At 66.1% G+C, this 14,301-nt stretch carries 13 protein-coding genes; 3 read left to right on the top strand and 10 right to left on the bottom strand.

The window, feature by feature from the left end; translation table 11 throughout:
* Window positions 1-2 precede the first annotated feature (2 nt).
* From BM190_RS02410 to BM190_RS02400, 3 genes are read right to left on the bottom strand one after another with little or no spacing between them, the layout of a single operon-like run.
* Window positions 3-1,214: an ABC transporter substrate-binding protein gene (locus BM190_RS02410; protein WP_018316862.1), complete on the bottom strand. Its 1,212-nt coding sequence runs from the start codon at window positions 1,212-1,214 to the stop codon at window positions 3-5.
* A gap of 54 nt (window positions 1,215-1,268) precedes the next feature.
* Window positions 1,269-1,592, bottom strand: coding sequence for a 2Fe-2S iron-sulfur cluster-binding protein (locus tag BM190_RS02405; RefSeq protein ID WP_092251665.1), 324 nt, complete (start codon window positions 1,590-1,592; stop codon window positions 1,269-1,271).
* Between the two features lie 12 nt (window positions 1,593-1,604).
* A complete protein-coding gene (locus tag BM190_RS02400; RefSeq protein ID WP_092251664.1) occupies window positions 1,605-2,825 on the bottom strand; it encodes a cytochrome P450 in 1,221 nt (406 codons plus the stop codon).
* 83 nt (window positions 2,826-2,908) lie between these two features.
* Between BM190_RS02400 and BM190_RS02395 the strand changes: the two genes are divergently transcribed.
* Complete coding sequence (locus BM190_RS02395; protein WP_018316859.1) at window positions 2,909-3,415, top strand: MarR family winged helix-turn-helix transcriptional regulator; 507 nt, start codon at window positions 2,909-2,911, stop codon at window positions 3,413-3,415.
* 393 nt (window positions 3,416-3,808) lie between these two features.
* On the opposite strand, the gene BM190_RS02390 is transcribed toward BM190_RS02395, so the two are convergent.
* Window positions 3,809-5,659, bottom strand: coding sequence for a feruloyl-CoA synthase (locus BM190_RS02390; RefSeq protein WP_092251663.1), 1,851 nt, complete (start codon window positions 5,657-5,659; stop codon window positions 3,809-3,811).
* Between the two features lie 151 nt (window positions 5,660-5,810).
* On the opposite strand from BM190_RS02390, the gene BM190_RS02385 reads away from it, so the two are divergent.
* Together BM190_RS02385 and atzF are read left to right on the top strand one after the other, a co-directional pair.
* Window positions 5,811-6,305, top strand: coding sequence for a MarR family winged helix-turn-helix transcriptional regulator (locus tag BM190_RS02385; protein ID WP_092251971.1), 495 nt, complete (start codon window positions 5,811-5,813; stop codon window positions 6,303-6,305).
* A gap of 205 nt (window positions 6,306-6,510) precedes the next feature.
* Window positions 6,511-8,316, top strand: coding sequence for an allophanate hydrolase (atzF, locus tag BM190_RS02380; protein ID WP_092251662.1), 1,806 nt, complete (start codon window positions 6,511-6,513; stop codon window positions 8,314-8,316).
* Between the two features lie 108 nt (window positions 8,317-8,424).
* On the opposite strand, the gene BM190_RS02375 is transcribed toward atzF, so the two are convergent.
* From BM190_RS02375 to BM190_RS02350, 6 genes are all read right to left on the bottom strand, one after another.
* Window positions 8,425-9,147, bottom strand: a complete 723-nt coding sequence (locus tag BM190_RS02375) for a GntR family transcriptional regulator (protein WP_177236862.1) — start codon at window positions 9,145-9,147, stop codon at window positions 8,425-8,427.
* Between the two features lie 4 nt (window positions 9,148-9,151).
* Window positions 9,152-9,544 carry an oxalurate catabolism protein HpxZ gene (hpxZ, locus tag BM190_RS02370; protein WP_018316855.1) on the bottom strand — a complete coding sequence of 131 codons (393 nt, stop codon included), beginning with the start codon at window positions 9,542-9,544 and terminating at the stop codon, window positions 9,152-9,154.
* A 1-nt stretch (window position 9,545) separates the two neighbouring features.
* Window positions 9,546-10,940: an AtzE family amidohydrolase gene (locus tag BM190_RS02365; RefSeq protein WP_177236861.1), complete on the bottom strand. Its 1,395-nt coding sequence runs from the start codon at window positions 10,938-10,940 to the stop codon at window positions 9,546-9,548.
* Between the two features lie 7 nt (window positions 10,941-10,947).
* Window positions 10,948-11,127, bottom strand: a complete 180-nt coding sequence (locus tag BM190_RS02360) for a DUF4089 domain-containing protein (RefSeq protein WP_018316853.1) — start codon at window positions 11,125-11,127, stop codon at window positions 10,948-10,950.
* 82 nt (window positions 11,128-11,209) lie between these two features.
* Complete coding sequence (locus BM190_RS02355; RefSeq protein WP_092251660.1) at window positions 11,210-13,033, bottom strand: dipeptide ABC transporter ATP-binding protein; 1,824 nt, start codon at window positions 13,031-13,033, stop codon at window positions 11,210-11,212.
* A gap of 283 nt (window positions 13,034-13,316) precedes the next feature.
* The gene (locus BM190_RS02350) at window positions 13,317-14,216 is read right to left on the bottom strand and encodes an ABC transporter permease (protein WP_092251659.1); all 900 of its coding nucleotides are present in this window, start codon (window positions 14,214-14,216) and stop codon (window positions 13,317-13,319) included.
* Window positions 14,217-14,301 lie beyond the last annotated feature (85 nt).

The following is a 14,301-nucleotide window of genomic DNA, read 5'->3' as shown; positions in this document are numbered from 1 at the left end:
ATTCACTTCACCAGCTCACATCCACCCTCCGCCAGCGGCCGAAACGCCTGCTCCGCGGGAATCGTCGAGACCAGCTTGTAATAATCGTACGGGTATTTCGACTCCTCCGGCTTCTTCACCTCGAACAAGTACATCGGATGCACGACGCGGCCGTCCTGGCGGATGGTGGTGTCGCCGAACAGTTTGTCCTTGCCCCTGAACTTCTTCATCTCGGGCACGGCGTCCTTGGCATTGTCGCTGCCGGTCGCGGCAACCGCGTTGAGGTAAGCCAGCGTCGAGGCGTAGACGCCGGCCTGGTTGCCGCTCGGCATCTTGCCGTTCATGCCAGGCCGCGCGGCGAAGCGTTTTGCAAAGGCGCGGGTGTCATCGTTCATGTCCCAGTAGAAGGCTTCCATGAGCTGCAGGCCCTGGGCGACCTTGATGCCCATGCCGTGAACGTCGTTGATGAAGAGCAGGAAGGCGACAAGCTTCTGGCCGCTCTGCTGGATGCCGAACTCGGCAGCCTGCTTCACCGCGTTGATGGTGTCACCGCCGGCATTGGCGAGGCCGATCACCTGCGCCTTCGAGCTCTGCGCCTGCAACAGGAAGGAGGCGAAGTCGGAGGTGCCGAGCGGGTGCTTGGAGGAGCCGGTCACCTTGCCGCCATGCGCCTCGATATATTTCTGCGCCTCCGCCTCGATGCCCTTGCCGAGCGCGTAGTCGACGGTCAGGAAATACCAGTCCTTGCCGCCGCGCGACATCATCGCAGCCGCCGTGGTGTTGCCGGTGGCCCAGGTGTCGTTGACCCATTGGATGGTGTTGGGCGAGCAGGCCTTGCCGGTGAGATCCGAGCTTGCGGTCGACGACGCCAGGAAGGTCATGCGGCTGTCGCGCAGCAGCGTGTTGATGGAAAGACCAACCGCCGAGTTCGGTACGTCGACGATGGCATCGACGCCCTCGACGTCGAGCCATTTGCGCGCAATGGCGTTGCCGACATCGGCCTTGTTCTGGTGGTCGGCATAGACGATCTCGACCTTGATGTTCTTGCCACCGCCGTTGAAATCCTCCGCGGCCATGCGCGCGGCTTCCACCGAGCCCATGCCGTTGGTGTCCTGGAAGATGCCGGAGATGTCGTTGAGCACGCCGACGCGCACGACATTGTCCGAGATCTCGGCGCTCGCCGCGCCGGTCACCAGGCTTGCGGCCAGCGCAAGCGTCCATTTCAGATGTTTCATCGTTCCCTCCCCTGTTTGATGGTTTGCCGCGCCGGTCGTTGCCGGCGCGTCGACTCAGACCTGCCGCTCCGGCAGCTTCACCACGAGCCCGTCGAGCCCCGGCGTGATCTTGATCTGGCATGACAGCCGGCTGTTGGGCAGCCGCTCGCTCGCAGTGCCGTCGAGCAGCGCATCCTCATCGTCGGCCATGCCGGGCAGACGCGCGAGCCAGCTCTCGTCGACATAGACATGGCAGGTCGCGCACATGGCGTTGCCGCCGCACTCGGCCAGAATGCCGTCGAGGCCGAGTCGAGTCGCCGCCTGCATAGCGCTCTCGCCGTCCGCGGTCTCGACGCGCTCGGACTTGCCGTCGGGATGGATGAAAGTGATGGCGGGCATCAAAGCTCCTGGTCAGGCCGGGGTGATGGTGACGGGCAGGCTATCGAGCCCGCGCAGCGTGTTGTTGAAGCGGCGCTTCGGCTCGCCCGTGATCTCGATCTTCGCGATGCGCCGGGCCAGCGCCGTCAGCATCACCTCACCTTCGAGGCGGGCGACGAGCTGGCCGACGCACATATGGATGCCCGAGCCGAAGCCGACATGACCGGAAGTGCGGCGGGTGATGTCGTAACTATCAGGCTCGTCCCAGCGTCTGGGATCGCGATTGGCGGCGGCGAGAAACATCAGCACTTTCTCGCCCTCGCCGATCGTCGCGCCTGAGAGCTCGACCTCCCGCGTGGTGGTGCGGAAGAAGGTCTGCACCGGGCTTTCGAACCGCACGGCCTCCTCGAAGGCGTTGCGCGCCAGCGTCAGATCAGCGCGCAGGCGCTGCCACTGGTCGGGGAAGCGCGCGAGGCAATAGACGGCGGCACCGATGCCGTTGACGGTGGTGTCGAGACCGGCCGACAGCAGCGAACGCACCAGCAGTGGTGCCTCGGTCGCGGTGATCTCGCCGGCGTCGACGCGGGCGTGGATACAAGCACCGAAGCCGCCGGGCGCGAGGTTGTCGCGCTGGCATTGCTCGGCAACATAGGCCTGGTGCGGCGTCGAGCGCGCGATCGCCTCCTGGCGCAACTGGTTGGGCGGGCCGAACGCGTTGAACACGACGCTCGCGTAGGGGATCAGATGCTCGCGCCCCTCCGCCTTCAGGCCCAGCGCATCCGGAAAGATCGAGAGCGGATAGGCCTCGGCGAGATCGGTGATCGCATCGAAGCTGCGCTTGTCCAGCAGTGCGTTCACGCGCTCCTCCGCCGCGGCGGCAAAGCGATCGCGCACCTGCTTCATCACGGTCGGCGACAGCACCTTCGACAGCACGGCGCGGGTGCGGGTGTGCGCAGGCGGATCGGCCTCGAGGATCAGGCTCGGCGGCCGCCACGGCGTCTCTTTCTTGAAGTCGGACAGGCCGACGCCGCGGCTGGAGCAGAAGGTCGCGGGATCGTTCAGTACCGCATGGACCTCGGCATAGCGCGCCACGCCATAGACGTTCCACTTGTCGAGATAGACCACCGGTCCGGCCTCCCGCAGCCGCTGATGCGTCGGATAAGGATCGGCGAAAAAATTCATGTCGAAGGGATCGATGTCGAGATGCGGGACGGCCGCAGAGCCTGTCGATGCAGGGCTGCCGGATGCGGTCATGGGAGACCTCCCTCATTTTGATCTTGTGAAAGCGCGGCGCATGCCTTTAGGTCGGTGGCCTCACCGCGAGACAGAACGCCGACATGCCTGCGCCTTCGACCAGACCCCGCCACAAGCCTGCGCCCGCAGAGGCCGGACCGACGCTCGATCTCGAGCGCTACGTCCCGGCCTTCGTCACCTTCATCGCCAACAAGCTCTCGAATAGCGCGACCGCATTCTATCAGCGCGAGTTCGGCGTCAACGTCACGGAATGGCGGGTCATGTCGCTGCTGGCGATCGAGCCCGGCATTCCGGCCTCGCGCATCTGTCACGTCATCGGCTTCGACAAGGGGCCCGTGAGCCGGACGCTGGCGGGCCTCGAGAAGCGCGGGCTGATCTCGATCCGCACCGACCCGAACGACGGCCGCACCCATTCGATTTCCCTGACGGCGAGGGGCCGCGCCACCCATGACAAGGTGATCGCCGCCGCGCTCGAACGCGAGCGGCGACTGTTGTCCTGCCTCAACAAGGACGAGCGCGAGGTGCTGATCGGCCTGCTCCGCCGGCTGCACGAGAATCTCGGCGCGGTCACCGGCGGCACCGAGACCTGACGGGGCGCGCTTCCGGCACCGTCCTCCGTCATGTCCAGGCATGCGCCGGCGCTTGCCGACGGCACCGTTCGGGCCGAGCATCGTTTCCTCCAGGATCAGACGCGGCGGTTTTCCCGCCGTCGTCGCTCTCTGGAACGGTTCGCATAAATTAGTTGCTTAGGCAACAAAAGAATCAGCAATATATTGCGGCAGGGTCACTGGCCTATGGGTGAGAGGTCTCGCTTGCTTCCTTCTCCCCTTGCTTGTGGGAGAAGGTGGCGCGAAGCGCCGGGGATGAGGGGTTGTCTCCGCGACTACACGTGGCAGTGTGAGACCCGGAGAGAACCCCTCACCCGTCTCGCCGCTGCGCGGCGAGCCACCCTCTCCCACAAGGGAGAGGGGAAACGCGGCCAGCTACAGCCCGATCCACTCCGCCGACGCATCATCATTCAACCGCGCCACGGCATCGGCGCGGCGCGTCAGCGCAGCGCGCTGGTTGATGTAGCCCTTGTCGGTGATCTCGCCGCCATCGACCGATGGCGGTTCGGCGAGAAGCAGCGCGCGCGTGGCGTGGCCGGAGGAGTTGGGGCCCTGCTGCCTGAGTTTCGCCAGGCCGTGTGCGATCGCGCTCCTGACCTTGTCATGCGCGAGCACCTCGTGCAGATCCGCCGTCTCGCCCAAGCCGGCATGGGCACGGCAGGCCGCGATGTTCGGGAACACCAGAAAGCGCACCTCGTCGCCGCCATGACCTGCGACGACGATGTCCTGCGCCAGCGGTGCCAGCGCGGCGATGCCGGCGACACGCAGTGTGCCGACGCTGACCCAGGTGCCGGAATTGAGCTTGAAATCCTCGGCGACGCGGCCGTCGAAGAACAGTCCGCGCTCCGGCCGCGCGTGATCGGCAAGCTTCACCGCATCGCCGATGAGATAAAAACCCTCTTCATCAAAGGCCTGCTTCGTCAGCTCCGGCGCCTTCCAATAGCCCGGCGTGACGTTGGGACCGCGCACCCGCACCTCCAGCTTGTCGCCGGAGGGGACGAGCTTCAACTCGGTGCCGGGAATGGGGACACCGATATTGCCGGAGCGCTCCGCGAGGAAATGGCAGTCGGCCGCGAGCGGCGACGTCTCGGTCGAGCCCCAGGCCGAAACCATCGGCATCGCGCGGCCGACGGTCTTGATCGAGAGGTCTTCGAGCGCATCCCAGAGATTCTGCGGCAGTGCCGCGCCCGCATAGAAGGCGAACTTCACCTCGCTGAAGAAGCGGCGGCGCAATTCCTCGTCGCCGCGCAGTGCCGCGATCAGCATGTCGAAGCCGCGCGGCACGTTGAAATAGACCGTCGGCATCACGCTTTTCAGATTGGCGAGCGACGTCGCAAACAGCCCCGGCGCCGGCTTGCCGCCGTCGATATAGAGCGAGCCGCCATTGCGCAGCACGAGATTGAAATTGTGGTTGGCGCCGAAAGTGTGGCTCCAGGGCAGCCAGTCGAGGATGACGAGGTCGCCGCGGCTTTGTTCGAGGAAGGTCCAGGTCTGCGCCTTGGCCTGCTGGCTCGAGGTCAGCATGCGCTGGGTGTTGATGACGGCCTTGGGCGCACCTGTTGACCCCGAGGTGAACAGGAGTTTTGCGATCGTATCGGGCGTCACCGCGGCGAACGCCGTTGCGACGTCGGGCGTTTCGGGCGTCGCGGCGATGGTGTGGAACGCGAGCGCATCGACATCGTCAGCGTTCCCGCTGATGATCTGCGCCTTGTGCAGCGGTTTGATCGCCGCCAGCGCTGCCGCAAATGGTTTCGTGGCGGAGACATAGATCGCGCCCGGCTCGAGCAGCGCGATCATGCTCTTGAGCTTGTCAAAGTCTTTCGACATCAACGAGTAGGCCGGCGAAATCGCGGCCGAGGGCACGCCGACATGCTGGGCGGCCAACGCAAGCAGCGCGTGGTCGATGCTGTTGTCGGAGAGGATCGCGAGCGGGCGTTCGGCGCTGGGGCCCTGCGCCAGAATCCAGGACGCCGCCGCACGCACCTGGCGCAGCGCCTGCGCATAGGTGACGTTGGTCCAGGGTGCATCGACGTGGCCGCGCTCGGCAAGGAAGATCGTGTCAGGCGTTTGCCGCGCCCATTGCTCCAGCCAGTCGCCGACACAGCGCGCGCCATCGCGCAACGGTTCGGGCGAGCGCAGCACGATGCTGCCGTCGGCGCGATGCTCGGCGACGGTTCTGGGTGTTGCGAACAGGCTTGCAGCGTCGCCGTGTGGCGCGACTGTCATGTGTTTCCTCCTCCGCCCGGCCCCCGGATCGGCCGCAGCCTCGTTCCGGGCTGCTTTGGCCATAATGTTGGGCATGACAATTGTTGTCGTCAACAACAATCTTTCGCCCGGGCAACAGAGAGGCTACAACAGGTGCGGCAGGAGACGCGATTTGACAGCCACCGCAGCCCAGAGCTCCCCACGCAAGCGCGCCGGCAACGGCGCGGCGCCGCGCGATATCGCCGACGATATCGGCCTCGACGCACTGGTCGGGCACGCCGGCTATGCGGTGCGGCGCTTCCAGATCTGGATCTTTCAGGACTTCATCAGGACGCTCGGCGATGTCGACATCCGGCCGACGCAATATTCGGTGCTGACGGTGATCGGCGCCAATCCGGGCCTGTCGCAGATGGCGGTGGCAAAGCGCCTCGGCATCGAGCGCGCCCGGCTGGTGCACCTGCTCGACAGCCTCGAGCAGCGCAAGCTGGTGAAGCGGGTCAAATCGAAGGCGGATCGTCGCTCCCACGCGCTGCATCTGACGACCCAGGGCGAGACGGCGCTGGCGAAATTCAAGCGGCTGGCGGCCGAGCACGAGCGGCATGTCGAAGAGAAGATCGGCAAGGAAAACCGGGCGCAGCTGCTGCGGATCCTCGCTGGCTTCACCTGATCTCGACTGCCTATGATTTGAGCAGATGCCCATCGCAGGGCGCTGACATCGCTGCCTGCCCGCCTGTCGAAATATCCCCCAAGCCACTGATCACACGGATAATATCCGCAGCAGCATTCCTGCCCGGATAATGTACACAATGGCACATCGCTTGCTTCACTCCGGATGAAGCAGTTGCCGGAGTTTTGTCGCCATGAGGGCTGAAATGGGGGCTGAGCAGCCTGAAACGATCGCCGCGATTGTGGCCGCGCATCGCGCGGGCGCGCTGACGCCGGCAGAGACGGTCGCGCGGACCTATCAGCGCATCCGCGATCACAACGATCCCGCCATCTTCATCAGTCTGCGCGACGAGAAGGATGCGATCGCCGAGGCCGAGAGGCTTGCTACGAAGGACGCCGCCAACCTGCCACTCTACGGCGTGCCCGTTGCGGTAAAGGACAATATCGACGCGCTGGGCTTTCCGACCACGGCGGCCTGCCCGGCCTTCTCCACCACGCCGACGCATGACTCGACTGCGGTGGCGCGGCTGCGTGCCGCCGGCGCGATCATCATCGGCAAGACCAATCTCGACCAGTTCGCGACCGGCCTCGTCGGCGTGCGCTCGCCTTACGGCATTCCCAAAAATTCGATCCGCGACGATCTCATTCCCGGCGGCTCCAGTTCGGGCTCCGCTGTGGCGGTCGGCGCGGGGCTCGTGCCGCTGTCGCTGGGGACCGACACGGCCGGCTCCGGCCGCGTGCCGGCGATGCTCAACAACATCGTCGGGCTGAAGCCGAGCCTCGGCATGATCTCGAACGCGGGCCTAGTGCCGGCCTGCCGCACGCTGGACTGCATCTCGGTGTTCGCCTTGACGGTGGATGATGCTGCGCTCGCGCTCTCCGTGATGGCGGGGCCGGACCCGGCCGATCCGTTCTCGCGCGCCCGGCCACTGGGCGCGCTCACGCCGTTCCAGGCAGGCTTGCGCCTCGGCGTGCCGCGCAACGGACAACTGATCTTCTTCGGCGACAAGAAGGCGGAAACCGCCTACGCCGATGCGCTGAAGCGCTGGACTGCGCTTGGAGCCAGGCTCGTCGAGTTCGATCTCGAGCCGTTCTACGAGACGGCGCGGCTGCTCTATGAGGGCCCGTGGGTCGCCGAGCGTTATATCGTGATCAAGGACCTGCTCGCGTCCGCGCCTGATACGATCCATCCGGTGACGCGCGAGATCACCGCGGCCGGCGCGCGGCTCACCGCTGCGGAGACGTTCTCGGCGCTCTATCGCTTGCAGGGCCTGCGCAAGATCGCCGAGCGCACGGTTGCCAATATCGACGCGCTGGTGCTGCCGACGGCGCCGACGGCCTATACGACCGCGCAGGTGCTGGCCAATCCGATCGAGCTCAACAGCCGGCTCGGCACTTATACCAATTTCGTCAATCTTCTCGACCTCTGCGGCCTCGCCGTGCCGGCATCGATGCGCGCCGACGGCATTCCGTTCGGCATCACGTTGCTGGCGCCCGCGGGACATGACGCGCGGCTCGCGAGCATCGGCCGCGTCTTCCATGCCGATACCAAGCTGAGCCTCGGCGCGAAGGGCACCGCGCAGGCGCCGCTCGCGCCGCTGCCGGCAAGCAGCGGCGACGAGATCCCCATCGCCGTGGTCGGTGCGCATCTGTCCGGCATGGTGCTCAACGGCGAATTGAAGGCGCTGGACGCAAACCTGATCGAGGCGACAAGAACCGCGCCCGACTACAAGCTCTACGCGCTCAAGACCACGCCGCCGAAGCCCGGCATGCTGCGCGTGGAAGCCGGCAAGGGCGCTTCGATCGAGCTGGAGATCTGGTCGCTGTCGCCGTCCGCGTTCGGCAAGTTCGTCAATGCGATTCCCTCGCCGATGGCGATCGGCACGGTGCGCCTTGCCGATGGTCGCAGCGTGAAAGGGTTTCTCGTCGAGCCCGAAGTGCTGGGCGACGCGCGCGACATCACCGCGTATGGGGGATGGCGCGCGTATATGAAGGAAGCTGCGACAAAGTAGGTCGTAGGGTGGGCAAAGCGAAGCGTGCCCACGATCCCGACCTTCCTGAGAAACCGTGGGCACGGCGCTTTGCGCCTTTGACCACCCTACGGCACCGATCGCGCGGCGCTACACCGACACCGCGTACATCTCGTACTCTCCGCGCACCAGCTCGATATGCGCACGCATCGCGGCGGCTGCGCCCTGCTTGTCGCCGCGCATGATGGCGACGACGACGCGGTCGTGCTCGGCTTGCGATTTGGCGAGACGGCCGAGGTTGCGGAACTGGGCGCGGCGGAACGGCTGCACGCGCACCCGCGTCGCCAGCGTGATCTCGGCGATGTAGCCGTTCTGGGAACCGGCATAGATCGCGTTGTGGAAGCGTTCGTTGACCTCGTGAAAGCGATCGGGATTGCCGGTGTAGCTCAGCACCCGCAGCTCCTCGTGGATGGCCTCCAGGCCATTGCGCTCGGCCGCCGACATGCGCTCGGCGGCGAGGCCGGCGCACAACGCCTCGAGCTCGGCCATCGCCTCGAACATGCTCGTCAGACGCTCGATCGAGGGCTGCGCCACCACCGCGCCGCGATGGGCACGCGCTTCGACGAGGCCGCTGGCCACGAGCTGACGCAAGGCTTCGCGCACCGGCGTGCGCGAGACGCTGAAGCGGCGCGCGATGTCGGTCTCGTCCAAGGGTGCACCGGGGGCCAGGGTGCCGCGCACGATCTCGTCGGCGAGTTGCAGCCGCAACTCCTCTGCGCGCGTGACCTTCAGCACCGATGGCGAGGCGCGGTCGACGCGCGGCACCACCGGCTCGGCCGGCAGTGCTCCCTGCGGAAGATCCTCAAGCGTCATACGGTCAGGTCTCTTTCGGCTCGTCGATGATGCTGACATGGGCAGCGACGACGCGCCAGCCCTCCGGGAAGCGAATCCAGGTCTGCATCTGCCGGCCGACCTTGCCGGGCGCGGTGTCGCGATAGAACAAAGTGGAGGCCACGGCCGTGTCGCGGCCGTAGCTGGAGATGACGGTCTTTGCGGTGCGGCGGTTCAGGCCGACCGGCGAGCGGCCGGCGCGGAAACCGCTGATCGCCTCATAACCATAGAGATTCTCGCCGATGCCGTAACGCAGCGTGCGGGGATCGTTGCGGAAGAGCTCGCCGAGCACGGCGACATCGTTGCTGACGAGGGCCTGCTCATAGCGATCGAACGCGGCTTTGACTTCCGCGATCACCTCGGGGAGATCGATCTCCATGTCAGAATCCTCTCGGCGCGGGCGCTGTGGCGACGCCCATCTTTTCCAGGGCGTAGGCGACGCGGAGCGCAATGTCCTCGCGCCAGGGCGCCGCGATGATCTGCACGCCGATCGGCAGCGGCTCGAGCGGCACCGGGACGGCGACCACTGGCAGGCCGATGAAGGAGATCGGCTGGGTGTGGATGCCGATATTGGCGCGGACCGGCAGCTCGACGCCGTCTAGGTTGAAATTCACCTGGCCGAGCTTTGGCGCGGTGCAGGGCGTCGCCGGCGCGAGCAGCACGTCGACGGTCTTGAAGATCTCGGCGAGCTGCGCGCGATACCAGCGGCGGAATTTTTGCGCCCGATCGACCATCGGCGCCGGCACCATCGCGCCCGCGATCAGCCGGTCGCGCACGGCCGGATCGAAATCGTTCGGCCGCTTGCGCAGGCGATCGAGATGCAGCGAAGCGCCCTCGGTGGTGGTGATGACATAGGCTGCCGCGCGGGCGCGCGCGGCTTCGGGAACGTCGACCACCTTGGTTGCGCCAAGCGCCTTGGCAACGCGGCTGACGGCCTCGACCGCTTCCGGAAACACGTTCTTCTGGAAATACCCGCCAGCGATGGCGATGCGCAGATCCGAGACCGGGTTGGCGATCAGCGGCAGCGTCGGCTCCAGACCGCGCGTCGTGCAGGCGCTGTCCTCCGCGTCCGGGCCCTGCATCGCGTCATAGGCGAGCGCGAGATCGGCGGCCGAGCGCGCGAACGGGCCGAGATGATCGAGGCTCGCGACGAACGGGAACGAGCGCGCCCGCGACAGCCGGCCATAGGTCGGCTTCAAACCAAAAATGCCGCAGAACGAGGACGGCACGCGGATCGAGCCGTTGGTGTCCGAGCCGAGCGCGATCGGCACCAGCGCGCCGCCGACCGCGCTGCCCGAGCCGCCGGAGGAGCCGCCGGTCATTCGCGCGGTGTCATGCGGATTGCGCGAGGGACCGTCATGGACGTTCTCGCCGGTGAAGTCGTAGGCGTATTCGCCCATGTTGAGGGCACCGACCAGCACGCCGCCGGCCGCTTCCATGCGCTCGATCAGCGTGGCGTCGCGTTTAGCGGGCGCGAGGTCCCGGTTGATCTTCGAGCCCGCGCGCGTCGAAAGTCCGGCGACGTCAAACAAGTTCTTCACCGCGAAGGGCACGCCGGCGAGCGGGCCGACTTCCTTGCCGGCGGCGATGTCGGCATCGATGGCACGCGCTTTCGCGCGGGCGCGCTCGGCGGTGACGTCGGTGAAGGAATTGAGGATGCCGTCGTGCTGCTTGATGCGCGACAGCGCGGCTTCCGTGGCATCGAGCGCGGACATCCTGCGGCCCGCGACTGCACTCGCGATTTCGGCGGCCGTCATCTCTGGCATACTGGTCATGGCAGCATCACGCCGTGAAAATCGGTGCCGGCTCGGTCTCGTCCGGCAACGCGAATTCGTCGACCAGGCGGGCGAGCCGCAGCGAGACTTCGAGGTTGGCGCGCACCGCCGGCCTCCAGGCCTCCTCGACCGGCAGCGCCAGCGCTTTCGATACGGCGTCGATATAGTCGTCCAGCGGCTCGGCCATCACGCTCCCAAACTATCTCTCTAGGTTGTTATTTGAGCATGATCTTTTCGGAAAACCGCCGCGCACTTTTCCGGATCATGCTCTAGTGTACCTGCAACGGCGGATGCGGGATCGCCGTCAGCAGCTCCTTGGTGTAGTCGTCCTGCGGATCGCTCAGGACCTTTTCGGAAGAGCCCTCTTCGACGATTCGACCGGTCCGCATCACAATGACACGATCGCACAGCAAGCGCACTACGTTCAAATCATGCGAGACGAACAGATAGCTCATACCTAGCCGCGCCTTGAGATCCTGAAGCAGGTTCAGAACGACAGCCTGCACCGAGACGTCCAGCGCCGCCGTCGGCTCATCCAGGATGACCAGTTTTGGATGCAGCGCAACGGCGCGGGCAATGCCGACGCGGGCCTTCTGGCCGCCGGACAATTGATGCGGGAAACGATCCAGCAGGTTGTGCGGCAGGCCGACCATGGTCGCCAGTTCCTCGCAGCGGGCGCGGAGCGCATCGCGGCCCCTGATGTCGCCCAATTGCATGATCGGGTCGGCGATGGCGCGCGCTGCGGTGAAGCGCGGGTTGAGGCTGTCGGTCGGATCCTGGAACACCATCTGGATGCGGCTGCGCTGCGGCAGCCGGGCGAAGGACGCAGGCTGGATAGCGCCGATGTCCTCGCCGTCGAACTGGATCAGGCCGGAGGTCTGGTCCAGAAGCCGCATCACCATCATCGACGTGGTCGACTTGCCGCAGCCGGACTCGCCGACCAGGCCAACGCTCTCGCCATGGCCGATCGAAAAGCTGATGCCGTCGACGGCGCGGAACACGTCCGGCTCCAGCGGCGGCTTGCGGCCGAACAGCTTTCCGAGCGTCGCGGTGGCACCCTGGCGCGGGTATTCCTTGACGAGCTTTTCGACGAGGAGGAGGGGTTTGCCACTTGCGCTGGTCTGCTCCCTCTCCCCGTCCTTCACGGGGAGAGGGTTGGGGTGAGGGGCTGCTTCCGCGATCACGGTGCTGGGAGAGTCCCCCTCACCCGCCGCGCTGTGCGCGTCGGCCTCTCCCCGCACGCGGGGAGAGGCGAAGGAAGCACCCTCCTCTTCCGGCAGCAGATCACGCAACGACACACCCAGCCGCGGCGTCGCGCGCATCAGCTTCTTGGTGTAGGGGTGTTGTGGGTTCGCAAAAATGTCGGCGGCCTTGGCGGTCTCGACCACGCGGCCCTTCTCCATCACCACGACGCGGTCGCAATAGGCGGCGGCGAGGCCGAGATCGTGGGTGATCAGGATGGTCGACATCGCGCGGCGCTTGGTCAGCTCCACGATCAGATCCATCACCGCCTTCTGCGTGGTGACGTCGAGGCCCGTGGTCGGCTCGTCCGCGATCAGGAGCTGCGGATTGCAGGCGAGCGCGAGCGCGATGACGACGCGCTGGCACATGCCGCCCGACAGCTCGAATGGATAGGCATGGTAGCGCTCGCGCGGGCGCGCGATCTTGACCTGCTCCAGCGCCTCGATCGCCTTCTCGCCGTGATCCTTGACCTGGGCCTGCTGCACGTGGGTGCGCAAGACGTCCTCGATCTGGTCGCCGACTTTTCGGATCGGATTCAGCGCCGCGCGCGGGTTCTGGAAGATCATCGAGACTTCGCGGCCGCGCAGATCGCGCATCTGGTCTTCGGTCGCGGCCTTGACGTCGATGCCGGAGAACATCACCGAGCCCTCGGCGATCCGCCCCGCGCGGTCGAGGATGCGCATCACCGCATAGGACGTCACCGACTTGCCGGAGCCTGATTCACCGACGATGGCGAGCGTCTCGCCCTTGGCGACGGAAATATTGACGTGCTGTACGGCCTTGACGATGCCGCGGCGGGTGGTGAATTCGACGGTGAGGTCCTGGACATCGAGCAGCGGCTGGGCGGTCATGCGAGCCTGCCGATCAAAAAACGCGAAAACAACCCCATGCACAGTAGAAAGAGGTTGGATTCGTTGGGGAATTTTTGACGTAGATTTACGCGTGAGGCAGGCACCGGCCTCTCGCTCCCTCCCCCCTTGTGGGGGAGGGTTGGGGAGAGGGGTGGCTCCAAGCGAAGTCGGAGTTCGTGGCTACCCCCCTCCCTTCCCCTCCCCCACAAGGGGGGAGGGGATGAGAGAGCCGTGGCAACCACACTCCCAAGCGTCACGATCTTCTCTCTGCCCCCAACCATCATCACGTCCTCCGCTGGGGGTCGACGATGTCGCGCAGGCCGTCGCCGAGGAGATTGAAGCAGAACACGGCAATCATCAGCGCGAGGCCGGGGAACAGCGCGATCCACCATTCGCCTGACACCATGAAGCCGGCGCCCTCGGCGACCATGATGCCCCATTCGGCGGTCGGCGGGCGGACGCCGAGGCCGATGAAGGACAGGCCCGCGGCGTTGAGGATGGCGTAGCCCATGGTCAAGGACATCTGCACGATCATGATCGGCATGATGTTGGGCAGGATGTGCACCAGGACGATGCGGAATTCGCCGTTGCCGGAGAGGCGCGCGGCCTGCACGAAGCCGGCGTTGCGGCGCACGTTCGCTTCGGCGCGCGCGACGCGGGCGTAGAGCGGGAAGTTCACGATGGCGGTGGCGAGGATGATGTTCTGCACGGTGTTGCCGAGCGCTGCGACGATGCCCATGGCCAGCACGAACAGCGGAAAGGCCATGATGGTGTCGGCGATGCGGCCGACGATGCGGTCGGTCCAGCCGCCGAAATAGCCCGCGGCGATGCCGGCGAGGCCGCCCATCAGGAACACCAGCACGACGGAGGCGACCGCGATGAAGGTATCGAGCCGTGTTGCGACGATGACGCGGCTGAAGATGTCGCGGCCGAGCTGGTCGGTGCCGAACCAGTGCGCGGCCGACGGCGGCTTCAGCGCCGCGGCGGTGTCGGAGGCGAGCGGATCGTAGGGCACGAGATAAGGGCCGACGATCGCGGCGGCGAGGATCAGGATCAGCAATGCGAAGGCAAAGCCCGTGACCTTGTTTTCGCTGAGGACATAGCGGGTCTGTTCGAGCACCGCGACGAGGCCGGAGGTGCGCGCGGGACCGACGGGTTCAACAGCAGGCGCAACGGAGCTCATGGCTTTACTCCTGGAGCTTCTGAGCGTGGGGACGAACGGCCAAGCGGCGAGCGCGCTTCACTTCTCCCGCTTGCGGGAGAGGTCG

The sequence above is a fragment of the Bradyrhizobium sp. Rc3b genome (assembly GCF_900114915.1).
Lineage (GTDB): Bacteria > Pseudomonadota > Alphaproteobacteria > Rhizobiales > Xanthobacteraceae > Bradyrhizobium.
Note: the sequence above shows the minus strand (reverse complement) of the source record. Positions and strands in the feature narration are given on the sequence as shown.